Raw genomic sequence first — 23,400 nt, 5'->3', positions numbered from 1 at the left:
CCAGGGCTGCAGCGCCTTGAAACTGGTAGTCAAGCCACACGCGAAGGACCTGGGCGGCTTTTCCGTGCGGCGCACCCTGCCCAACAAAGAATGCCGCATGATCGGGCCGTGGGTCTTTTTTGATCATATGGGGCCGGCGAATTTTCCTGCCGGCGAAGGCATCAACGTGCGGCCCCATCCGCATATCGGCATCTCCACCGTGACCTACCTTTTCGAGGGAGAGATTCTGCACCGCGATTCCCTGGGGAATGAGCAGCCCATTCGCCCTGGAGACCTCAACCTCATGGTCTGCGGCAATGGCATCGTCCACTCCGAGCGCCAGCGTGAAGAGATCAAGGCCAAGCCACACACCTTGCATGCCCTGCAGCTATGGTTGGCGCTACCGCAGGATCGGGAAGACATCGATCCGGCGTTCTACCACTATCCGCAAAGCGAGTTACCGGCCACCACAGTGAATGGTGTGCCATTGCGGGTGATGATGGGGTCGGCCTACGGGCTGAGCTCACCGGTCAAAACTTTCGCCCGTACCTTGTACGTGGAAGCCGCCTTGAACGCAGGTCAGTCACTGGAGCTGCCAAACGCGGCGGAGCGCGGGGTGTACGTTGCGAGCGGCGAGGTCCGTATCGGCGGCCGCACCATTCCCGAGTACAGCATGGCAATCCTGTCCAAAGAGGACGGCGTCAGGGTCGAAGCCGTTGCTGACGCCCGCATTGCCCTGGTCGGCGGCGAGTCTGTCGGTCAGCGTTTCATCGAATGGAATTTTGTATCCAGCAGTAAAGAGCGCATCGAGCAAGCCAAACGCGACTGGGTGGCAGGCCGTTTCGACAAGGTACCGGGCGATGAAGAGGAATTCATTCCCCTGCCGAAATAACCGGGTACTGAGTGATTGACTGAAATTGCCCTAGAGAGGATCACCACCATGAAAACTATTGCACAGGCCCGCACGGTCGCGGGCAGCGAAAATTACCGTCAAGACATCCAGACCAAACACTTCACACTGGTTGCCGATGAACCAGAGTCGGCTGGCGGCCAAAATGCCGGGCCGGCGCCTTACGACTACTTGCTGGCCAGCCTGGGCGCGTGCACGGCGATGACTTTGCAAATGTACGCCGAACGCAAGAATTGGGTGCTGCAAGGCTTGCGCGTGGATTTAGAACTGCTCAAAAGCCCGGACGGGGAGACGCACATTCAGCGGGTATTGCACTGCGACAGCCCGCTGGAGTCGGCGCAATGGGACAAGCTGATCGATATCGCTGGCAAAACGCCGGTGACCAAAACCCTGCTGACCGGCGCCCAGATAAATACCCGGCGCGGGAGCCCGGATTAAGCGCGAATAAGGTTGTCTTTGGCCATGGTCAGCCCTGCAGCAGGCTCTAACTCACCACAATGGGCTTGATCACAAGGCTCCTCAGACGCGCAGCCCCGCCCTTCTGCAAGTAGTGCCGAGTGGCTCACCGCCCATAGCCAGAACGCCTGCCTGAGCTGGCGAGCAGTGATTACACCAAAACTTAGGCATGCGGTTATGAAATTAGCGGGCGAGCAAAGACTCCACGGCCTTCAAACTCTCCGGCTCCGCGGCCATTTCTTTGCGGGCAAAGGCTTCAATGGCTTTTTCGTGGGCGTAAACGTAGCCAAAGAAGTCTTTGTGCTCGTCGGGAGCATGCTCTTTCAGGCGCAGGAACTTCTCCTGGAAAGGCTGGGTGCCGTCGGCCAGCATCTTCATGGCCAGGCCCCAGGGCATGGCCCCCAGAGCCGCGCCTTCGACGCGACCTTTGGCTGCCCAAATGCGGGGCTGGCACACTTTTTGGCCGGTGGCCTGCATATGGCGAAGGTAGCGCTCCAAGGTCGCCTCTTCCAGCGCTTTAAGGGTGAGCCATTTCTGCTTGCGCGCGGGGTCGCGGGCCAGCTTGGCCGCGGTGTCAAATACGGCTATTCCGTAGACCTCGGACTCGTGAATGCGCTGCAGGTCGGATTGATATTCGGGGTAGTTCATGCGGCTGTTTCCGATACGGTGGCGGTGCGGGTGTGGCTTTGGCTGATGTCAGCAATGGCCTGATTTAAGGCCGCGTAGTAGGCGTTCGTATCTTCCATAAAGGGCATATGGCCAACGTTGCGGAACTCCGTCACTTTGGCCGTGGGCACACGCGCCGCAAGTAGCAAGGACTGCTCGGCCGGCACCACAGGATCATGTGTGCCGGCCAGAATATGGCAAGGCACTTGGATGCGGTGAAGCTGATCGGCAATCTCCAAGCGGCCAATCCCATGGAACAAGGCAAACAGGGCCTTGGTGTTTTGATGGGGGATATGCGGCCGCAGGTTCTCAATCATTTTGCGGCTGAGCGGGCTGCGAATGTAGGCCCGGCGCTGGTGCGCCAGCAGGCTTGCGAACAGGCCTTGGAGTAGGCGGCTGCGGCCAGCCAGTGCAATATTGCTGGCAAACAAGGGGCGGGCCACGCGGCCCAGGCCGGCCAGCTTCACCAGCAGCCCTTCCGGCCCGCCCCATTGGCCGCTATGAAAGCCGCCAATGCTAATTACGCCCAGCACATTGGGTGCATGGTGAATGGCAAGGTTCAGACCACTAAACCCGCCGGTGGAATGGCCAATGATGATGGCCTTTATGTTGCCGAGCAGCTTTTGCAAAGCCTCGTTCATCAGCGCGAAGAACCATTCCTCGTTCACCTGCTCCGGCGCAAAGTCAGCGGGAGCCGTGGAGGGGTAATGAGCCGGTAGACTCAAGGAATACCAGGCGCGGTTTTGTTGCAATTCAGGCGGCACGCAGTCCAGCCAAAAATTCACCGAAGCCAACACGCCGTGGATAAACACCAGGCAGGGCTGCTCTTCGGTGTCCAGGTCTTCGTTGACGGCCACATAAGCCAGCTGATGCCCCTGGGCATCCACAAAACCCTCTCTACGCTGCATCACGCTCCTCCCTTTGGCTACTAGTTGATGCCCAAGGCCGACACTGTATTTTTTGATACCATGCGGTGTCAACTTTGCATTGTAGGTGATCGGTGCAGTCCGCCAAGCAAACCAAGCCCTACAGTACCTCCCGCAGCTACCACGGCAAAAGCGCCGAGGCTCGACGCCGTGCTCGCCGCGAAAAACTCATTGCCGCAGGTATCCAGCTCATCGGCACCCAGGGCTTTGCAAGTACCAGCCTGAATGCACTATGCCAGGAGGCCGGCCTGACCAAGCGCTACTTCTACGAATCCTTCGAGAGTATGGAAGCGCTGCTTACCGCGGCCTTCGGCAGCATCTCCGAGGCTTTGCAACAGCATGTCATTCGCCATATCAACGCCCATAGCCAACCCAAGGCCATGATCGAAGCCGGCTTCCGCGGGTTTTTCGAGTACATCCAGGCACACCCTGAGCAGGGCCGGGTATATCTGGTTGAAGCCTTGAGCGTGCATAGCTTGCGCCATCAGCTACTGGGCAGCGGCGGGGGCGAGGTCTCGGCTTTTCTGCTGCAGACCACGCAGCAGTACCTCCCGAAGGATGCCCCTGTCGCCCCTGAGATTTTGGCCATCATTGCGCAGGGCGCCGTGGGCGCAGCGGTCTTCGTGGGGCAAAACTGGATCGCGTCCGATTTTGAGCAACCCATGGAGGAGCTGGTGACTGCCGTGAGCGAGATTTGCTTTGGCATCGCTCAGCGTTTGAATATTCCCTTGGATCGCGGCCGGCATCCTTAAGGCCATCCCAATCCACGAAGAACTCGCTGAGCAACCGCCTTTCACCGCCTATGAGTCAACCCATGTCCGCCTCCCGTACCGAATGCACAGTTACGCAGCCCAACCAACACTGCGTCGTCGGAGCCGGCTTTTCAGGGCTGGCCGCTGCCGAGGCCCTCTTGGCTGCAGGAAAACAGGTGACCTTGCTCGAGGCGCGCGACCGCGTAGGTGGCCGTGCTCGCACCGAAACCCATGGAGATGTCTGGCTGGACTACGGCGGCCAGTGGTTAGGCCCAGGGCATAAGGCCATGTATGCCTATGCCCAGCGCTACGGCAAAACCATTTGGCCCATGTATCTCGCAGGCCGGCACACAACCTGGCTGCAAGGTCGCCGTGCGCATCATCGCCTGCCCTTCCCCACCACGCTGCCATGGCGAGATTTGCTGAACTTGGTCAGCGCCACGCTGCGCTTTGAGTGGATGGCGCTTCAGGTCGACAAGAAGGCCCCCTGGGCCAAGGCGAAAAACTGGGATGCGCTCACGCTTGAGGACTGGATGCGCCAACACCTTCGCCGTCCTCAGGCTTACTCCGTGTTTAAAGTGGCAGCAGAAAGTGTTTTAGCCAAGCACCCTGCAGATGTGAGCCTGCTACAGGCTGTGTTTTATTTCCGCAGCAATCGCAGTTTTTTGTATGCCACCGCCTCACGTGGTGGCGCCCAACAAGACCGAGTGCAAGGTGGCATGCAGCCCCTGGCTGAAGCTCTGTGCGCAGACCTACAAACCAAGGGGCTCAAACTCGAGCTGCAAACAGCTCTGGATCAGATTCGTTGCCAAGCCGACCATCTGGAACTCAGCACTCAGCAAGGCCTTTACCACGCCGCTAAGGTGATCTTGGCCCTGCCCCCAGCCCTCGCCCAAGAGATTACGATTGAACCGGCCATTCCCGCCGCGAAACAGCAGATGCTGCAGGCCTTAACTCCGGGCTGCGCCATGAAGTGCTTTGCCATCTATGAAAGCCCCTTCTGGCGCGAGCAAGGCTTATCCGGCTCGGTAGTGAGCGACGAAGGGCCGGTCCATGTGTGCTTTGATGTCACCCCGCCCGATTCAAGCAAAGGTATTTTGATGGGCTTTATTGAAGGCCGCGACGGGGTGGAATGGACGCACGCCGATCCCCAAGCCCGACGCCAGCGCGTACTGGAGCAATTTTCCGACTAGCTGGGGCCAGAGGCGGCCACTCCCCTGGACTATCACGACCATTCCTGGCTGGAAGATGAATGGACCCGGGGCTGTTATGGAGGCACCGCCGGGCCCGGGGCTTTGAGCCGCTGGGGCCAGAGTTTGCGTGAGCCCCATCAGGGTATTTACTGGGCCGGCACCGAAACGGCGACTGAGTTCAACGGCTATTTCGAAGGCGCTGTACGCGCCGGCAGGCGGGCTGCAGAGCAACTCCTGAGCGATATGGGTTCAGCACCTGCGGCGGCCTGAATGGCTGCGCCCCCGATCAGGAAGGCGCTGGGGAGACCCGCGAGCGAAGCAAAATGGCCCGCTGCCGGAGCACAGCCACCGCAGCCTAGGCGGCGATGCCTGAGTACGGCGAACACCGCCGGCGGATCAGCTTGCGAGCACAGCGATTCATTCAGCCGTTTCCTAGTGCAAAATAGGCTCTGGGAGACATGGCGGGTTGTGGCGCACACAAATGCCTGAACAATTTCGAATCATTGCATCGGTATACCGGGGCTTGGTGGACATCCTGCGCCGCAGTGGCATGGACACCAACCACATTGCCCAATGCTTGGGCCTGCCCCTAGATCGCGTCACGGCACCCCAGGAAATGCTCAGCCTGGAACAGGTGAGCACCTTGTGGCAGTTAGGTTTTGACACTCGGGGAGAAGCCATTGGTTTGGAGGTTGTCCAGCAAATTCGCTTGGTGGACTAGCAGGATGTGGCGGTGCTTCTCACATCGCCCGAAGTTAGGCTAGTCAATCCGCCTCGCACCCAACCCGCCTTCACTTAGGCTTGGTTGCATACCTATGGCGTGCCCTGCGATTTGAATGCTGTGATCCAGCAGAGCCTCGTCAGCTAAAGCGACGCTCCAAAGAGTTAAGTACTTGCTTGGGCCACACGAAGGTTGGCGTCCCGCCCTGGTGCAGTGGCAGAGGCAAACTCCTTAATGATCACGGAAAGCTCATGTCGTCCCGGCATCTCTTCGAGCTCAAGAATATCCCGAAGATACAACAACATAACGTAGGCAGACTCAACAACATATGGCTCAGTGATATGCCCATAACTAGTATACGAAAGGCGAAAACACGCCGTACCTAGCTCAATTGCGGTGGCAGCCCTATCCGGCTGGGCATTAGGTATTTGGTAGCCATACGCAGTCAGTATACGTTCAGCCAACCGACCAAGATGGCGATTACTAATTTCTTGCCCACAGAAATTTCGACTCGTGGAGACTCCGCCGAGAATCAAGAGCCGCGCGACAGGCGCGCCATTGAGAAACGAGGCCGCTTCGAAAGAAATTTTCGCTGCAAGCCACTCAACGGAAAGGCGGCCAACTTCCTTAAGTGCGGGCTCCAGATGTCCTTGTAGACGACTCACATAACGCCGCGCAAGCTCATTCAGCACCGCATACGGTGTTGGGAAGAACATGTAAATGCTGCGGCGACTATAACCCAAGGATTCGGCTAACGCGGGTATAGAAAATCCGTCTAACCCCTGCTCTGCCAGGATCGCGTCAGCCCTTGCCAACATATTCTCAACCCGCACCTTCGAACGCGCCTGGATTGGAACTCGGGGCACTGCAGAGTGGTTTGGATCTGACGTCATATTTGGACTATGGAAAGCTCGTTTTGGTGACGGGGTAGGTCACAAATGATGCCATCACGCGGCCCCTCATTACCAATTGCATACAGGCACTCCAGAGAGTCGAAAGAGCAGTGCGATCGGCTTACGACTATGTCGTCGAGGCTATGCACCAGCCCAGCCACTTAGAAGCAGTACATGACTACGCAGCATAAGACTAGGCGCGAACGACAGAGGTTGCTTCTACCTATCTAACTCAGGATCCGCATTTTTATTTCGCTTAGAGCTCTCAACACGGCGCAAAAGCGCCACAAGCTTTCGTCTCACATCGAGAAGCAAAACGACGCAACAACTGGACCATTGTCATTCTGGTGGGGAGTGTACCGCTGTGAAGCTTTCCACCCCCCGCAGCAAGAGCCTACCCTCGCATATTTTTGGAACATATGTTACTTTCAGTCACGCTGCACTTGTAAGTGCCGCTCTGTGTAAGCCGTTGCGAAGCAGCTAACTCGACACCTTGTTCAGGAGACAATCATGAATAACTTCGCCCGAGTCCTACTGTGCGTTTGTATGGGACTGATATTGACTGCGTGCAACGGCGGGCGACCTGAATCCGGAGGGGTCATTAATGGTCGTACAAACTCACGGCCAGACAACTTTGCCGCCAATGACTTGTTAGGCGGAAAACGAGGCAGCCACCGTTGGGCAGTGGTTTGCGCCAACTCCCCAGACGATACTTTGCTACCTCCCGACCCACGGAGCTTGGTCGTCGAGGGAGTTAATGCGAATCGAGCGGTTTATTTCAACGCGTTTTGGGAAAACTGTCATCAAAACCTGCCGGCCGAAGAACAGGCACCCAAAACTTGTGGAGAATGGCGAAGACGGCGTGACCTTGGCTTAAAGTTTCTACTCGACGAACTACCTGTCGGCCAAATTACCGCAGAAGCCTATAACGACACATGGAAAAAATGGGGGTTTAACGAGAGACCAGACAGGTTTGACGAACTCTATACCTTGCGTTACGGCCTAAACTATGCTCCATTCCACAACCCCTACCCACTTCCCGGAGAGGACCCAAACACAACTAATGGTGGCTCTGGCCAACTTCCACTTGGTTATCGTCAAGGCCGTGATGACCAAGGTCTGTGGACAGGTAATATTCAAACTGCAGCCTGCTTCCAGTGCCACGGTGGCCAGATTGGCGAACCACAGGCCGGTGAGCCAGTAATCATTGGGCTTGATAATATCGGGCTCGGAAATAATAACTACGATATGCCCCAGGTCTCCGCGGACGGCTCGCCTTTCGTTGGTACACCGCTCGGCGAAATCACACCTCCATTTGATCAAAACATCGTATACAACATGGGCATCCGTCAGCGTGGTCAGAACAACGCTGTAGGTGGTTTCGAGTTTATTAATACAGTTCTCGATATAGACTCCCTAGGCTTAAACCCAAACCCGGCAAAAATGGTTACGCCGTATGGCATCCAAGGCGTATTCGACGTATCACATCCGCTCGCCCACACCCAAGATACTCCAGCGTGGTGGAATATCGGCTCCAGGCCACGAAAGTTCTTCGATGCAGGCTTATCCAACGCCAGCACCCGAATTATCATGGCTGCCGGACCCGGAGAGTTAGACCAACTTGTGACTGCTGATGGCGCTTTGTATCGCCAGCGCGTCGAAAAGTGGGATCAACATTTGGACGCCTTTTTCTTAAGCCTAGAGTCACCGAAATACCCAGGTGTTATAGATAGAGGGTTAGCGCAGGCTGGAGCGATTCTTTTCCATTCTAAGAACTTATGGGAGGAGCCTAGCAACGCCAATGCGCCACGCCCAGATGGAGGCAATGGGTCTTGTGCAAGCTGTCATGGCGCGTATTCCCCTCGATACGTCAACGATACAAATTACTTAGAAGACCCCTCGCTCGAAGGCGTAGCAGCACATTTATCGAGCCTAGAGGTTATTGGCACTGACCGCGCACGCGTGGACATGCTGACAACGAGCCTACGCCAGGGCTGGGACACCAGTTATTGGGCATACCCTGACGGCGTGCCAGGATACGTACCACCAGAAGAAAAAGATTATTTAACAGAAACTATCGATGATCTATTCCCAAATCGTCCAACCGGAGTATGTGGATGGGAGAAACGTCAAGGTTATCAAGCACCACCACTTTATGGCATTTGGGCTACCGCGCCATACTTTCATAACGGGTCAGTCCCAACAATTGAGGCGGTCCTCAATAGCGAAAAACGACAAGAAATTTGGCAGCGTCAGCTTCGTGAGGATACGGGCATTGTAGGCTTTGACCAAAGTTTATCCACGGGATACGATTTTGAAGCCGTTGGTTGGAAACATTATGAACTCGGTTGTGACAGTCTCCCTGGCGACCCACTATTCAATTGCAATCCACTTCGTGATGAAGGTCCATCAATGTACCAAATCATGACAAATTTCCTGTACGACATGGTGAGTTATACCGGGATTCTGGCTGCTGTAGATCCAACCCCAAACGCATTGGATCGCCGCCTAGTTTTTGACACGCGCATACTTGGCAACAGTAACAGCGGCCACGAGTTCTCCGACGCACTAACCGACACAGAACGCAAGGCAATTATCGAATACCTGAAAACCTTGTAGCGCAGGCAACACTGGCTCGTCAGAATTTTGGCGTGCAGCGAACAGTGAGTGTATTGGCATGGATTTTTTCCCAGAGTGTAGCTAAAAGTGAACACCTATAGTCCATTGCTTAATGGTCGGCTATTGAGGCCACCCGCCCGCACCGTGATTTCCGGCGGGTGGCTATAGCAAGGCTACCGCCAGGTCAGCCACGTGTTGGCCTGTATTCGACTTTGCTTCGCGTCCTGGATACTCTGTTTGACCAGTTTTCGCGGATGATCTTCGCAGTTGGATAGCCGGATTTGGTGTAAGTAGTCAACCAATCATCCTCAGAGAAGGGGATGAGGCTGGGCGTGATGAGTACCAGAAAAAATCCTGGGGCCAATGTGCCAGCAGATAAACCAGGAGCTCCCTTTGGGGACTGCAAAAAACTGGAATGTCATCAGCCTAGGAGGTTGGGCTAGGGCAAGACCTGCGATGGGCTTGCTCTATAGCGTAGCTGGAGCGAGAGTTTTCTCAAGCCATTTCTGGGGCTCAAGGAGAAGGCACCATGACTAATCCACCACGTTACTCGCCTTCAAAGGTGTGCTCGCCGGAAGACGAATTAAACGCCAGCTTTTTGGCAAAACCATACCTTCCGGCAGGGCTAAAGGTGCAATTACACAAGAAGGCCCATTCGCAATTGCAAAACAGCTGCCGAGGGACTTTACGGCTATTGGGGTGAACAAATGCCTGAACAATTTCGAATCATTGCATCGGTATACCGGGGCTTGGTGGACATCTTGCGCAGCAGTGGCATGGACACCAACCACATTGCCCAAAGCTTGGGCCTGCCCCTGGATCGCGTCACAGCACCCCAGGAAATGCTCAGCCTGGAACAGGTGAGCACCTTATGGCAGTTGGGTTTTGACACTCGGGGAGAAGCCATTGGTTTGGAGGTGGCCCAGCAAATTCGCTTGGTGGACTTTCAAGATGTGGGCGTGTTTCTCACCGCCACGGACAATGTAGCCGACCTACTACGCCAGCTATCCAACTACTGCGCTTTGTTTAGCAATGTAATGGAGCTACGCACCGTTGATGTAGCCGGAGGGCTTGACGTCAGCGTGCACTATCACGCCGATGTACCACTGAAGAACGCGCGTCTAGAGTTTCTCACCTTGGGCGGCCCCGTCCTCGCCTCACAGTATCTGGCCAGCCCGCTGAAACTAGAGTTTGTGGAACTCCCCCGTACGCGGCCCGCCGACCCCGCTCCTTGGGAACAAGCCTTTGGGGTGCCCATTCATTGGAATGCACCAACGCCGCGCTACCGCATCAGCTCGAACCAAGCGCAACGCCAGGTTCTCACCCGTAACGAACAACTCCGCAGGGATTTACAGTTGATGCTCGACGCGCGGCTGCGCAACGCACAAAAGGCCCACCCCTTGGACGATGTTCTGGCCGAAATCACCTTGCAGCTCAGCCATAAAGTACCTGGGGTCGAGTCGGTGGCCTCTGCCCTGTGCACCAGTCCACGCACCTTGCAGCGACGTATCGCCGAAGAGAACACCACCTTCAGTGCCCTGTTGGCCAGCACTAGGGAAAGCCTAGCGAAGCATTATTTGAGCTTGAGCATGCCCACCGCCCTCATCGCAGAACGGCTGCGATATTGTGATCTAGCCACATTCAATAGGGCCTTCAAACGCTGGACGGGGCAAACCCCGACCCAATTCGCTCGTAAGATATAAGGAACCGAAGTGACGAAGGTTCCCCGAGCTGTTGCCCCAGCAGGGAGGTGGGAGTCTCTCAGTCATCAGTCGACTTACCTTACGCCGCCACGAAGAGCCTCAACAACTCCGTGTGCAGCGGGTTTGTACTCGTAATTATCGTCTAGAGCTAATGCTTCACCAAGGGCCCCGGATGAGAGACCTTGCCACCAACTGAAGGGGTCCGCAACACCCCACTGCACCACGGTGTCGCAGGCGGCTGAATCTACACAATCCTTAACAATATCGTGAAATATTCGCCGCTGATTCTCAAAGCATATGGCTCCGTTCAGGAAGGTGACGATTTCTCCTCCAACCGGATAAGTAGCCGAACGCGCACACGGTACGTCGAGTTCGGTGACAGCCCACCGTAAACCCAATTCTTCAACCCAGCTGGCAAACGACCCATAATCTGGAGCAATAACATTGGCAATATGTCCCTGGAAACCAATTCCATGGATCGGGACCCCGCGCGCGACAAAGTCCTCCGCCATTTTCTTTACACCCATACACTTGGCCGATTGCTCGCAAGAGGCTAGTGGCCCAATGGGACCTAGTGGTGCTAAAGGCCGTATCGCATCGGGGTCAATTTGCCCGAAAGCATTTATGAAGTTGCCACCCAAGTTGAAAACCGGCTCATAAAAGTCGTTATAGTATAACTCTGCCTCAGGCCATGCTTCATGAGCAAACCGAAAAGCGAGTTCAACAAAATCATCACCGATTGCCTTTTGCCAGTCAGAGGCTCTAAGGGTACCGTCGCTACGGAATGCCTCGTTAACGACATCCCATTGCTCGAACACGTCGGGATAAAACTCTCGATAGTGGCCCATGACCGTATGAATATGCTCTCGCAGTAACGCGATCCCCTCCTCGCGAGTCGGACTCTCTCCAAGATACGCGGACAAATCCTCCCGCCAGATAACCACAATGCCACGCATTTTTTGTCCATTAGCGCGAGCAAAGTCAGCGAGAGCATCAACTGCTTCAAATGAATATACTCCCCGCTCAGGCTGGACAAAGGGAAAGGTCAGTTCAAGCGCAGGAGAAAAAATTGAGAAGTTCTTTGCGAGTGCTTCTCTGAATTCTTGGCCGTAGTTTGGGTCAGTCAGATCATACCCAAAACCCATCGCCCCCCAATAAAAGCCTGCTTCTTCAGCAGCCTTTCGTAGCTCAAGTGGCTCACCTTCTACAGGTTGCGACAAGATAGAGCGTGCTTCGTCGTCAATACCACTTGGCGCACTCTCACATGCGGCCATTAATAATATTATCAAAGCGTATGTCATTCTTAATATCATGAGAATTTTCCTTGCATAGGGGACAAGACAGTTGCACTAGGAACCTAGAAATTTATTAGGAGTGAAACTATTTCCGCACTAAGTGATTGAAATTTCGCGCTTACTGCTGGACTGTCAGGAATGAGGTTGCACAGGAGTACAGCTTGGATCGCCGGTCTCAGTCCATGTTTTTCGGCTTCGGGTTTTGCGGTCTATACAAATTGGAGAAGGTGGCCCACTAAGGCCTTGGGTTAAAGAATGCGTGGCGCTCTGACGGAGTGAGCTCGTAGAAAAGTGAACTCCTGGGTCTAAACCAAGCCTGGCAGCAGCAACCAACTGCGTTGTTTGTAGCGGCTCCACTTTGGATACCGCGACAAACTGGCTTCTTTGCACAAGATATTTGGCAAAAAGATACCCAGCCACACGTAGCCCAGGATAAGCACGGGCACCCAGTGCCATACCACCAGGGCCAAAGACAGGTAAATCAGCATCTCACCCAGGTAGTTGGGGTGGCGGATGTAGCGATGGACACCATCGCTAATGAGGCCGCGCTGCAGCCTGAGGGTGAAAAATTTCTGCGCGTCGGCAGCAATCATCAAGGCACAGCCCAGCATGCACAGGCTGATGCATAGCGCTAACCAGGCCATCTGCGGCAATGGATAGTCGGCACTGGACTGCCCCGAAATGAGTAACCAACCAAATGCCCAGTAGGGGCCGAGCACCATCACAAAGGCATTCATGCCACCGGCAATGGTCACCTTGCTTTGCCAACCGGGGTCAGGAAAGGCCAGGTCTTTAAGCAACCAGACAAAACCGTAGCTGCCGTGCATAGCCAACAAAACCCAGGCGGGCGTGCTCAAAGCCATGGGCGAGTCCTCGGCGTACCAGAACATCAATGCGCCCAAGAAAGCAGCGGTGGTGACTTTCTGAAAATTGATCACCCAGGCCAGCTTCCAAGGGCGCGGCCCACCGCCACAGTCTTGTACCAGCCAGTAGTTCAGTCGGCGTAGTTTTTGCACCCAGCTTGGAGCGGGAGTCACGGCCGCTGCACTGGCCTCGAGGGTGGTTGTATTCATAGCGGATTAACCCTGTTCTGAGGCATCGCAGGCCGTACCGGCACCATTGTTGTTGCCGTCCTCCTCGGCCGGGTTGACGTCAAAGGGGCAGTTATCGTCGGCGTCGGAAAGGCCATCGGCGTCAGAGTCCGGAATCACATGGGCAAGCTCAAAGCGAAAACGGCCTTCCTCCACCCGTGTCCGTGCTCCGTTGTTAGCGGCAAACTCAGCGGCAAAGTAGCCCTCTAGGAAACGGCTGTTCGCACGCGTGACTACCACCTGGCACTGGCCAGCTGGCCCTGCCGTGCTCAAATGGTCTTGGCCGACTCGTTGCAAACTGAGCTGCAAGTCATTGCTGCCACATGGGTACTCACCTGTGCGTAGAGGCAATTGGTTGATGGCCCAGTGTTCGGCATCGTTGCCCCGATTGAGTGCCTGTAGGTTGCGCGTGTCGGCCGTGGCCACGGTCAGCCGCATATCTCCGTCAAAGGCGTAGAGCGCACCATTCACTCGTCCCTGAATGCCGCCTTTGTCGACAATCGGTAGCAATTCTTGGTCACGCACATCCACCCCGCCAATGGCGCCATCGCGCCCCCCGTTACAGGCACTGAGCATGATTCCAGCCAACAGGCCCGCGATCACAAGGGCCTTGGCTCTGTGGACTTTTTTCATCAATCTCTCCTACGCCCGTGGGGTGTACAAGCTGCGGGCAAATAACCGACTCAAGCGGTACTCGCCCACAATTCCGCCATACATCGATTTGTAGTCCACTACCCCGTAGTGCTGGGTAAATCGGTGAGCAAAAACACGAATGCTGCGAGTCTGCACCTGCCTGCTGCGGCCCAAGTGCTTATGCACCACGGCTTCGATATAAGCCACCTGAGCGCGCGCTGCAGGGTCATCAAAATTGGGCAGTGGCTCGGTCAATGCCAAGGGCACGCTAACCACTGCGCCCAGGCCGGCAGTGGCCTGGAGGAATGCACGGCGACTGCTTGTTAAGGGTTTTTGAGGCATCATCGTCTCCTCAATTCCAAGGGCTACAGGTCATGGTGCCGGGGCGCATCATGGTGTAAGGCCAGCGGCGTGTGAGGTTGCGCTCCTGAATGCGATTGTCTATCTGCAACAGTTCTTTCTGAAACGCCTGTAGATGCGCGTATACGCGCCGGTCGTGCATGAACTGCCCTTCTGGGAATCGACCCAAGGAGCGGTACCACTCCCGAGGCAAATCCACGAAGAACCTGGAAGCGCAGAAGATGGCCAAACCGACATTGATGGGCGGCAAAATATTGAACCAGTCGGCTTCCGTTTTGGTTTCATCATTGCGCGGCACACGGTCGGACCAGTACCCCATAGGACCTAGCTTGATACAACCCAACGTCGCTTCCAAAGCATGGTTGACGCTCATCCAATAAATGATGCGCGTCACAATATCTACCAAGGAATCAAAACTGGGCGTCGCCTCCGGAAAGCCGTTCACAAGCCCGTTGAGGGCTACATCCGAGCAGAAATTCTGTAGCTCAAGGTCCTCGCGCACATCGGCATCGGAGCGGTAATACAAACTAAGGTAGTTCCGCACCCAGCGCTGGATAACCGGAATGAGGCCGTTATCGTCCAGCTGCGGGAAGTCTTCGATAGCCGCAAAGGCATTGGGCTGGCTGCGGTCAATCGGGGTGCTGTGTTCTACAAAATGGTAGAAGCCGGCCCGTTGTACCGTGGCATCCAAAAAGGTTTTACCGGTCCAGCCACTGACTTTGTCCGCCATCCCTGTCAGCAAGCCTTGGTCGGTCTGCCCATAGGAATGGTTGTCGTTGATCATCTGGGTTCCGGTATCCCAGAAGATGCCGGAATGGTTATTGGATATCAGCGATAAGAAGTGCGGCTCTAGCAATGCCCTCAGGGGATGCTGGCGCGGGATGCTGCGATAAAAGCCAACCGCAATTGGCGCCACATACACATGCATGGACAAGTGATCAATCACGCCGCTCATGGCATACATGCTCATGAACAGGGTCTTGGCCATTTGCCAGGACCAGTAATCGTCGGTGGGGGTGAGAATGTCCGACAGAGGCCGATCAGCCGGCTGTTGGTTGTTCAGCTTCCAGGCTTGGCGCTCGGCCTCATTGGCCGGCGTGTGCTGGGTGGATTGGATGGCGATCAACTTGAGCGGCCCGCCGCCGCGCGGTACGGCGAACATGGCGATGGGCGTGTAGAAGCGTCCGCCTGCCGAGTTAGTGGCTGGGGGGCGCAGGTTCATCTCCTGGTATTCCTTGTAGTCCACCACGAAGACCCGACCCTGGGCCATGGCTTGGTCCAGATCATCATCCCAAAACTCCGCCGTGCGCCGGAACATCTCCGAGGTCACTTTGAAATTGGGTAGGTGAGCTTTGTATGGAGCAATCCGCGGAAAAGGCGAGGCATGGGCAAGCTGTACCCAGCCAATGACATCATCATTGCGAAAATCGGCATCAAATGGCTGCCGCGGATAGCGATCTGGCAGTGGCGGATAGAAATCAAAGGTGTCGATGTCTTGGGCGCGTGTGGCCGGCGCCAAACTCAAGATGGGGTCGAGGGTATTAATCCGAAAGTAATTCGGCCCGCCACCATCGGTCAGATTCTCGGTAACTACCGAAAGCAAGCGCGTAATGTTGTTGGTGATCTGGGTGTTGGTCAGCCACAGATGCCAGTTGCGGTCAAAGTAGTAGAACAGCGGCTCGTAAATATCGATGCCATCTTCACCGGGGTCAGAGTCGTCCCCCGTACCAAACTGGTCTTCCTGGGCAAAGCTGCTGCGGTTGTCATCACTGCCGCGCAGAGCCCAACTGGAATTGCGCTGCACCTGATAAGACCCACGATTGCCATGCACCACTGCTCCGGGAATGAGGTCGTAGTTGTACCAGTTGTCTTCCAGCGCCTCGGTCAACTCCTGATATCGACGCTGCTGTTCCTCATAGCTGGCCCGAAAATACAGCTTGGGAAAGGGGTATAAGGCCTGCACCTCAAAGCCATAGCCGGTGCCCACCAGATTGGGGCTGATCTCGTCGTAAATGCGACCTGGCCCCAATGGCAAAGGCAGGATCGCATCCTTGGTGGTCTCGCTCACTAAATTGTCTCCTCACCGCACCCCGACCCTGCTGCTTGAAGCCAACCTTCAAGCGCCATGAATGGTCTAGCGATGTCTAGATTCTGTAGAGGCCACCCCTACGGCACAAGAGCAAACAATGACAACCGTCTAGGCATTTCACGCCAGTCGCGCGTTAGCCTCGTCCTACACGCCGTCATGCGATACAAACAATGCGGCGGTTTATTGACCTAGGTCAGTTCTGTGGCAGCGACTACTCGCTAGGCTCACTAGATGACAAAGTCAGACTGGGCATTTGAGGTAGTGAACCTGCACAAAGCCTACGGTCAGGGCGCGGCACAGGTACACGCGCTGCGTGGGGTCGACCTTTGCCTGCCAGCGGGCGAGTTTGTCGTGTTGCTGGGGCCCTCGGGCTGCGGTAAATCCACGCTGCTGAACATTTTGGGAGGGCTGGATACACCTAGCTCCGGTCAAGTCCGTTTTTCCGGCACCGAGTTAACCGCGAGTAGCGACGCTGAGCTCACACGTTTTCGTCGTGATCATGTGGGCTTTGTGTTCCAATTTTACAACCTTATCCCCAGCCTGACCGCCCTGGAAAATGTGGAGTTGGTGACCGAGATCGCCAAGAATCCGATGCCCGCCGCACAGGCACTGCGAATGGTGGGCTTAGGCGAACGGATGGATCATTTCCCAGCGCAGCTCTCGGGCGGCGAACAGCAGCGGGTAGCCATTGCGCGAGCCATTGCTAAGCAGCCCACCGTTTTACTCTGCGATGAGCCCACGGGCGCCCTGGACAGCAAGACCGGTTGTTTGGTCTTACAAGCCCTGGCTGACGCCAACCGGCATCTCAACACAACAACGCTAGTAATCACCCATAACGCCAGCATTGCCGACATGGCAGACCGGGTACTGATTATGGCGGATGGCCGTATCAAGGAGAACCGCCCCATCTCCAACCCGGTACCCGCAAATGCCATTCATTGGTAACTCATGACCGGGACATTTCCGTCTTGGGTGTCGACGCTGGACCGCAAACTCCTGCGGGACCTCTGGCGCGTGCGCGGGCAAGCATTGGCCATTGCGGTGGTGATGGCCTGCGGTGTAAGTGTTTTTGTGACCAGCCAAGGCATGCTGCAAGCGCTACAAGGCACACGCGCTAACTACTACGCCAGCTACCAACTCGCTGACATCATTGCTCCCGTGACCCGTGCTCCCATTGGAATGGCTTGCAGTTTGGAAAGCATTCCCGGGGTGCGGCGAGTAACAACACGGATCGTCAGCCCGGCGCTGACCAGCGTGCCTGGCACCGATCGGCCCATCACTAGCGTGGCGCTGTCCCTGCCGGCTCAGGACGCGGGCGGCATCAACCGCCTTGTGTTACGTCAAGGCCATTGGCCCCGTCAGGCTCAGCCGCGTGAAGTTTTGCTGCTGGAGGGCTTCGCCAAAGCCCACGGGCTCCGGGTCGGCGATGAGGTGCACGCGTTAATACACGGTGTGCAGCACCCATTGATCATCGTGGGGTTGGCGATTTCACCCGAGTTCGTCTACGCCATTGCACCCGGCGAGCTGGTGCCAACTCCCGCAGGGTTTGGTGTGATCTGGATGCATAGGCAGGCCTTGGCCGGTGCCACCGACATGGTTGGTGGCTTCAATCAGGCCTTAATCCTAAAAAGCACCACGCAATCCGAAGAAGCGATCCTGCGCGCGATTGATCATGTTCTGAAGCCCTATGGGAGCACTGGGGCATTCCCGCAGCGAGAGCAAGTCTCCGACAAAATGTTGGATAGCGAGATCCAGCAGCTCGCGGTCATGGCCAGAGTTCTCCCCCCTATATTCCTCATTGTTGCCGCCTTTTTGCTGAACTTGGTGCTCTCGCGCCTGATCCAAACGGAACGCGAACAAATTGGGCTAATGAAGGCCTTTGGCTATACCCATATTCAGGTGGCCAGCCACTACCTTAAGTTCGTCGCCAGTATTGCCAGCATCGGCATTGGTCTGGGCCTGGGGTTAGGAACGTGGATGGGGCGTGGGCTCAGCCTGTTGTACATGGAGTATTTTCAGTTTCCCTATTTGATTTTTTCCATGCCTCCGGCGTTACTGCTGTTTACTGGGCTCGCCAGCATGGCGGTTGCATTGGCCGGAGCCGCGGTCGCTGTGCGTGGTGCCGCAGCGCTCAACCCCGCAGTGGCAATGACGCCACCGCAACCTACCGACTACAGCACTTTGTCCAGATTGGGCGCCGGCATTTTGCGTCATCTAGACCAACCCAGCCGGATGATTGTGCGACACCTGCTACGCCACCCCAAGCGGGCAATGATGACCTGTACAGGCATCGCTGCCTCGATGGCCCTGCTCGTTGGCGCCAGTTTTTCATGGGACGGAATTCGACACATGATCGACTGGAGTTTCCAGTTTGCAAATCGGCAGGATGTGACGGCTTATCTGCATCAACCACGGCCGTTGCATGAGCGATTTGCACTGCTTCGTGAACCGGGGGTGCGCTCGACCGAACCCTTCTTAGCGATCACCGCCACCCTCCATAACGGCCCGATCCGGCGCCGCGAAAGCATTCTTGGTTTGGTGCAGCAGCCAACCCTCGCGCGACTGATCAACACCATGCAGGGCTCTGTTGTCATTCCCCGGCACGGCTTGGTGCTCACTTCCAAGCTGGCGCAGTTACTCCAGGTTGAACAAGGTGACTCTATTCGCGTGCAGCTCCGTGAGTTCCATCAGCCCGCATTTTCTGTTCCGGTGGTCGGCATCGTGACCACCTACCTGGGCACGGGAGCCTATATGCATATCGACAGCCTCAGCCGATACCTGCATCAGACTCCCAGCATGAACGGTGTGCATATGCTGGTAGATACAGGCTATGACACCGAGCTGGCTGCCGAACTCAAACAAATGCCCTTGATTGCCGGCATTAGCATGCACCGGGAAGCAGAGCGAAATTTGTACGCCAATCTCAATAAAAGCCTGGGCAGTTACATTTTCTTCAACAGTCTATTTGCAGGCCTCATCGCCGTAGGCGTGGTGTACAACAACGCCCGCATATCGCTTTCTGAGCGAGGTCGTGAGCTGGCCAGCCTGCGCGTACTCGGCCTCTCACGAGCCGACGTTTCCTACATCCTGCTCGGGGAGCTGGCCCTGCTCACCATCATTGCACTCCCTTTGGGAGCAGGCCTGGGCTGGCTGCAAGCATGGGGAATGACAATCGCACTCAATACTGAAATGTTCCGTATGCCTCTTACCGTTTCGGCCAGCACGATGGGCTTTTCTTTGCTCGTGATTGTGCTCGCCACATCTCTCTCAGCATTGATCGTACGCCGGCGAATCGATCAATTGGACCTGATTGCGGTGCTCAAAACCCGCGAATAACCCGGAGCAATGACCATGGCGCACAGCAGCAAGCCCACCCGCATTCGGAATACGGTGATGATTGGTCTGGCTCTACTTCTCATCGCCTTGTTGGCATACTCGTTTCGCCCACAGCCCGTGGTGGTGGAGTTGGCGACGGTTCAGCGCGCTCCACTAGGTATCGCCATCCGCGACAATGGCATCACGCGTGTGCGCAACGTGTATCGCGTGTCTGCACCCGTCGCCGGAACACTGCTCAGAATTCAGGCCAGCGTCGGGGACACAGTGGTTCAGGGCGAAACCATTGTCGCGCGCATCCTCCCCGCTACGCCGGGCCTTCTCGACACCCGCCTTCAAAGCCAAGCCGCAGCTCAAGTTCGCAGTGCCCAGGCACAATTGGAATTGGCTCACGCAGAACTCCGTAGCGCTCAGGCGCATGCAGCTCACGCCCAGGTCGACGCAGATCGCGCACGCAAGCTCGCCGCGAAAGGTTCACTGGCCAAGGCCGAGCTGGAAACCGCAGAGTTGTCGGCGCGTACGGCTACCGCCACTTTGGAGACTGCGAGGGCCAGTGTAGGCGTTCATCAAGCCAACCTAGAACGCGCCCAGGCCCTGCTGCATTCCCCCGAGATCAAACCTGGGGCAGATTCACAGTTAACGCTGGCATTAGTGGCCCCCATTAGCGGTCGCATCTTGAATGTTCTGGAAGAAAGTGAAACCACGGTCACCATGGGCGCGCCACTCATTGAGATCGGCGACCCGCAGGATTTGGAGGTGGTGGTCGATCTGCTCTCGACGGATGCGGTCAAGGTGCAGCCCGGAGCCCAGGTTCGAATCAGCGACTGGGGTGCACCGGGAGAGTTACGGGGCACTGTACGGCGAATCGAACCACGAGGGCGAACCAAGGTATCCGCCTTGGGCATCGAAGAGCAGCGCGTGGATGTCATAGTGGACTTAAGCTCGCCACGTGAACAACGCAGGGGCCTGGGCCATGGCTTTCATGTCTTCGCCGCGATCACCATCTGGCAGCATCCCGATGTGCTCAGCGTGCCGGTGAGCGCTTTGGTCGGACAACCTGGGCGCTGGGCGGTATACCTTGCGGACGCGGGTCGAGTGCGCTTGTCCCCGGTCAGTATTGGGCACAGCAATGAAGTACGCGCTCAAGTTCTGCAGGGCTTAAACGCTGGTGACAAGGTGGTGAGCTACCCGAGCCAGAACCTCAGAGACGGCGCAAGAATAAGACCGCGCCCCTCACTAGACGCAGTTCTGCCCTAGGCGACCACTTCTACCACCGTAGCCTTCGCCTGTGGCCAATCGATGATGGACCGTCTCCGCAATGGCCATCGGCATGCTGGTGCATCACTCCTAGCCAGGACTCAAACGGCACCTAAGAAGGGCCGGCAGCTATCGGGTAAGGCGCAGGTGACTTGATCATCATCCGGCACCGACAACACTGCCGAATTGAGCGTATGCCAATACAACACCGGTGGCCCAGCGGCCCGACGCGATGCTGAAAGTACCGCAGCGGCGGTTTTGGCCGTATAGGTGGGGTCCAGCTCCGGAGCGCCGGCCTGGGCAAAGGCGGCACTGGCTTGCTGAGCGGCTTCGGTAGGATGACCGTAACCGCCACCAATCCACTGATGTTCCATCACGAGCTGCGGGAGTCCAGCAGGCCAGTTAACACCCTGCCCCTTCAGCCAACGCAAGGTGCGACGCATGAGCGCGGTCACGGTGGATTCGTCACAGGCGGCAAAGGGGCCGAGCTTGGCATCGGCCACCCGCACACCCACCACGGGGATGGGATTCTCAGTAAGAGCCATTCCCAGGCAGAGCCCGGCAAAGGTGGATTGCGAACCCACCGGGCAATACACGGCAGCCGGGCGGGGGCAGTCGCCAGCGGCGATCTGATCTTGCAGCTCTAGCGCGGCATTGACGAAGGCCAGCACACCCAGGTGGTTGGAACCACCGGCGAAGAGCCTTTCTACGCCGGGCACGCGATAACGCGGATGCAGATAAAAGGTGGCCAGGGTACGGGCCACCGAACCGGTATGGCGCAGGGTGGCGCCGCTGCCGGCCAGCAGGCGCAAGCCCTCCTGCACGGCAGGGGTAATCGGTTGATCGAAAAGCAGCACCTCGCAGTCCAGACCCATCTTGGCGCAGAACAAGGCAGTGGCCAGACCGTGATGGGTACCCAGGCCGCCAAAGGTGACGATGCGCCGCGTGCCGCGTGCTTGGGCCGCCGCCAGAATCAAATCCAGCTTGCGCACCTTGTTGCCACCGTAGAGCGGGTTGCTCAGATCATCCCGCTTGATCAGCAAGGCTTGGCCATCCACTTCCCAGTTCTGCACTGGCGTGGGTAACTGGGCCAGCCCCAGGCTGGGCAGCACGGCCTCAATACCCGGCAGCCGTTGGTAAATCGGCAGACTCACGCGGGCAGGCCGAAGAGTTGCCGCAGGTGGTCGTTGAGCATGCGCCCTTGGGGGTCCAGCTCGGCGCGCAGGCGGGCAAAGTCTTGCCAGCGTGGATACAGCTCTGCGCAGTCCCGGCTGCTGAGGTTGTGCATCTTGCCCCAGTGCGGACGACCGCCGTACTTGCGAAAGATGGGCTCGACGGTGCGCTGTACCGGCAGCGGATCTTCGTCATGCACCCGATGCACGGCAATGGAGCCACGCGGCTCACCCTGGAAGGGGCTGAGCCAAGCGTCGTCGGGCGCGGTCACCCGCACCTCTATGGGGAAAAACACCTCCGGGTGCTCGGCTTCCAAAGTGCTGCGCACTTCCGCCAGCGCCTCGGGAATGCGCTGCTGCGGGATGTGGTATTCCATCTCGTTGAAGCGCACGGCCCGATCCGAGGGGTAAATGCGGTACCAGAGGTCCACATTGTCTTCGGCTTCAAAGGTGAGGGCGGCAATCATTGAGAACAGCTTTTCGCGGGCCAGCGGCGACCAACTCAGCAGATCACGCAGCAGGCGCAAGTCCTCCAAAGCGGAGTTATCCTGATCCTCACCCCGCGGGCTGGGTGAGTCGGTACTGATGTCGGTGGTGATGGCCAGACCGTGCCCCGAGAAGGGGATGTAGAACATCTCAAAGCCGCGATGCTGTTGAATGCGGCTGGGGAATTCGGCCAGCAGCTCTTCAATGGGCATTAAGAACGCCCGCCGACGCAGCGAATACGGCTCCACATTGCGCAGACGATATTGGGTCACGACGCCCAAAGTACCCAGCGAGACCTGGGCGGCCGCGAAGAGGTCTGCGTTTTGCTCGCGGCTGAGCTCCAGCACCTCCCCGGTGGGAGTCACCAATTGCAGAGCGTCGATGTAAGCATGCAAGGCGCCCAGTTCGCGTCCGGTGCCATGGGTACCGGTGGCCATGGCACCGGCCAGCGATTGCTCGTCTACATCGGGCATGTTGGGCAGAGCTTGGCCAATGGGCTGCAAGAGTTCGCCCATCTGGCCCAATTTGGTACCCGCACCCAGCGTGGCCGTCATGGCCTGGGGGTCGTGATCTACAAGACCACTGAAGTGACGCAGGGAAACAATGGTGCCGTCCGTAGGCACCAGCCCGGAAAAGGAATGCCCAGCACCGACGGGGCGAACCGTGCCCGTGCTGGTTTTGAGCAGCGTGGCCAGTTCGCTGCTGTCGGCTGGAGCCACGCGGTCTTGCGGTGTGCAGCGCAAATAACCCGACCAGTTCTGCCAGGGAATGGCTCGCGTTTGGGCCCCAGCTGGCAGGCTGATGGCCGGCAACCCCAGAGCGGCTGCCAAGCCGGCTCCACCTTTGAGTAAATCACGCCGCTGCAT

At 57.1% G+C, this 23,400-nt stretch carries 21 protein-coding genes; 11 read left to right on the top strand and 10 right to left on the bottom strand.

The window, feature by feature from the left end:
• Together KI787_14120 and KI787_14115 are read left to right on the top strand one after the other, a co-directional pair.
• Window positions 1-871, top strand: an 871-nt coding sequence (locus KI787_14120) for a pirin family protein (GenBank protein ID MBV6631088.1), incomplete at its 5' end; no start/stop codon positions are given.
• Between the two features lie 48 nt (window positions 872-919).
• Entirely contained in the window at window positions 920-1,327 is a 408-nt protein-coding gene (locus KI787_14115; protein MBV6631087.1) for an OsmC family protein, read from the top strand.
• Window positions 1,328-1,528: 201 nt separating this feature from the next.
• On the opposite strand, the gene KI787_14110 is transcribed toward KI787_14115, so the two are convergent.
• Both KI787_14110 and KI787_14105 read right to left on the bottom strand, forming a co-directional pair.
• Window positions 1,529-1,993: a hypothetical protein gene (locus tag KI787_14110; GenBank protein ID MBV6631086.1), complete on the bottom strand. Its 465-nt coding sequence runs from the start codon at window positions 1,991-1,993 to the stop codon at window positions 1,529-1,531.
• Window positions 1,990-2,919 (bottom strand): alpha/beta hydrolase, encoded by a 930-nt coding sequence (locus tag KI787_14105; GenBank protein ID MBV6631085.1) that lies wholly within the window; start codon window positions 2,917-2,919, stop codon window positions 1,990-1,992. Before KI787_14105 ends, KI787_14110 begins: the two co-directional genes overlap by 4 nt.
• A 92-nt stretch (window positions 2,920-3,011) precedes the next feature.
• Between KI787_14105 and KI787_14100 the strand changes: the two genes are divergently transcribed.
• From KI787_14100 to KI787_14085, 4 genes are all read left to right on the top strand, one after another.
• Window positions 3,012-3,689: a TetR/AcrR family transcriptional regulator gene (locus KI787_14100; GenBank protein MBV6631084.1), complete on the top strand. Its 678-nt coding sequence runs from the start codon at window positions 3,012-3,014 to the stop codon at window positions 3,687-3,689.
• A 50-nt stretch (window positions 3,690-3,739) separates the two neighbouring features.
• Window positions 3,740-4,882 (top strand): FAD-dependent oxidoreductase, encoded by a 1,143-nt coding sequence (locus KI787_14095; protein MBV6631083.1) that lies wholly within the window; start codon window positions 3,740-3,742, stop codon window positions 4,880-4,882.
• On the top strand, window positions 4,883-5,152 hold the full coding sequence (locus KI787_14090; GenBank protein MBV6631082.1) for an FAD-dependent oxidoreductase: 270 nt from the start codon (window positions 4,883-4,885) through the stop codon (window positions 5,150-5,152).
• Window positions 5,153-5,363: 211 nt separating this feature from the next.
• On the top strand, window positions 5,364-5,603 hold the full coding sequence (locus tag KI787_14085) for a hypothetical protein (GenBank protein MBV6631081.1): 240 nt from the start codon (window positions 5,364-5,366) through the stop codon (window positions 5,601-5,603).
• 164 nt (window positions 5,604-5,767) lie between these two features.
• On the opposite strand, the gene KI787_14080 is transcribed toward KI787_14085, so the two are convergent.
• Entirely contained in the window at window positions 5,768-6,421 is a 654-nt protein-coding gene (locus KI787_14080; protein MBV6631080.1) for a TetR/AcrR family transcriptional regulator, read from the bottom strand.
• Window positions 6,422-7,006: 585 nt separating this feature from the next.
• On the opposite strand from KI787_14080, the gene KI787_14075 reads away from it, so the two are divergent.
• Both KI787_14075 and KI787_14070 read left to right on the top strand, forming a co-directional pair.
• Window positions 7,007-9,115, top strand: coding sequence for a hypothetical protein (locus KI787_14075; GenBank protein MBV6631079.1), 2,109 nt, complete (start codon window positions 7,007-7,009; stop codon window positions 9,113-9,115).
• Between the two features lie 707 nt (window positions 9,116-9,822).
• Entirely contained in the window at window positions 9,823-10,818 is a 996-nt protein-coding gene (locus KI787_14070; GenBank protein ID MBV6631078.1) for an AraC family transcriptional regulator ligand-binding domain-containing protein, read from the top strand.
• 74 nt (window positions 10,819-10,892) lie between these two features.
• Here KI787_14070 and KI787_14065 read toward each other — a convergent pair whose 3' ends face one another.
• From KI787_14065 to KI787_14045, 5 genes are all read right to left on the bottom strand, one after another.
• The gene (locus tag KI787_14065) at window positions 10,893-12,131 is read right to left on the bottom strand and encodes an endo-1,4-beta-xylanase (GenBank protein ID MBV6631077.1); all 1,239 of its coding nucleotides are present in this window, start codon (window positions 12,129-12,131) and stop codon (window positions 10,893-10,895) included.
• A gap of 287 nt (window positions 12,132-12,418) precedes the next feature.
• Complete coding sequence (locus tag KI787_14060) at window positions 12,419-13,186, bottom strand: DUF1295 domain-containing protein (GenBank protein ID MBV6631076.1); 768 nt, start codon at window positions 13,184-13,186, stop codon at window positions 12,419-12,421.
• Window positions 13,187-13,192: 6 nt separating this feature from the next.
• The gene (locus KI787_14055; GenBank protein MBV6631075.1) at window positions 13,193-13,837 is read right to left on the bottom strand and encodes a hypothetical protein; all 645 of its coding nucleotides are present in this window, start codon (window positions 13,835-13,837) and stop codon (window positions 13,193-13,195) included.
• 9 nt (window positions 13,838-13,846) lie between these two features.
• Window positions 13,847-14,182: a hypothetical protein gene (locus KI787_14050; GenBank protein MBV6631074.1), complete on the bottom strand. Its 336-nt coding sequence runs from the start codon at window positions 14,180-14,182 to the stop codon at window positions 13,847-13,849.
• A gap of 7 nt (window positions 14,183-14,189) precedes the next feature.
• Window positions 14,190-16,265, bottom strand: coding sequence for a hypothetical protein (locus KI787_14045; GenBank protein ID MBV6631073.1), 2,076 nt, complete (start codon window positions 16,263-16,265; stop codon window positions 14,190-14,192).
• Window positions 16,266-16,517: 252 nt separating this feature from the next.
• Between KI787_14045 and KI787_14040 the strand changes: the two genes are divergently transcribed.
• The 3 genes from KI787_14040 to KI787_14030 are packed head-to-tail and all read left to right on the top strand — an operon-like array spanning window position 16,518 to window position 20,876.
• A complete protein-coding gene (locus KI787_14040) occupies window positions 16,518-17,231 on the top strand; it encodes an ABC transporter ATP-binding protein (protein ID MBV6631072.1) in 714 nt (237 codons plus the stop codon).
• 3 nt (window positions 17,232-17,234) lie between these two features.
• Window positions 17,235-19,622, top strand: a complete 2,388-nt coding sequence (locus tag KI787_14035; GenBank protein ID MBV6631071.1) for an FtsX-like permease family protein — start codon at window positions 17,235-17,237, stop codon at window positions 19,620-19,622.
• A 15-nt stretch (window positions 19,623-19,637) separates the two neighbouring features.
• Window positions 19,638-20,876, top strand: coding sequence for an HlyD family efflux transporter periplasmic adaptor subunit (locus KI787_14030; GenBank protein ID MBV6631070.1), 1,239 nt, complete (start codon window positions 19,638-19,640; stop codon window positions 20,874-20,876).
• A gap of 101 nt (window positions 20,877-20,977) precedes the next feature.
• On the opposite strand, the gene KI787_14025 is transcribed toward KI787_14030, so the two are convergent.
• Window positions 20,978-22,030: a pyridoxal-phosphate dependent enzyme gene (locus tag KI787_14025; GenBank protein MBV6631069.1), complete on the bottom strand. Its 1,053-nt coding sequence runs from the start codon at window positions 22,028-22,030 to the stop codon at window positions 20,978-20,980.
• Window positions 22,027-23,400, bottom strand: coding sequence for an FAD-binding protein (locus tag KI787_14020; GenBank protein MBV6631068.1), 1,374 nt, complete (start codon window positions 23,398-23,400; stop codon window positions 22,027-22,029). Before KI787_14020 ends, KI787_14025 begins: the two co-directional genes overlap by 4 nt.

This window comes from Oceanococcus sp. HetDA_MAG_MS8 (assembly GCA_019192445.1).
Classification (GTDB): domain Bacteria; phylum Pseudomonadota; class Gammaproteobacteria; order Nevskiales; family Oceanococcaceae; genus MS8.
The sequence above is the reverse complement of the archived record's forward strand: the minus strand, read 5'-3'. Positions and strand labels throughout refer to the sequence as shown.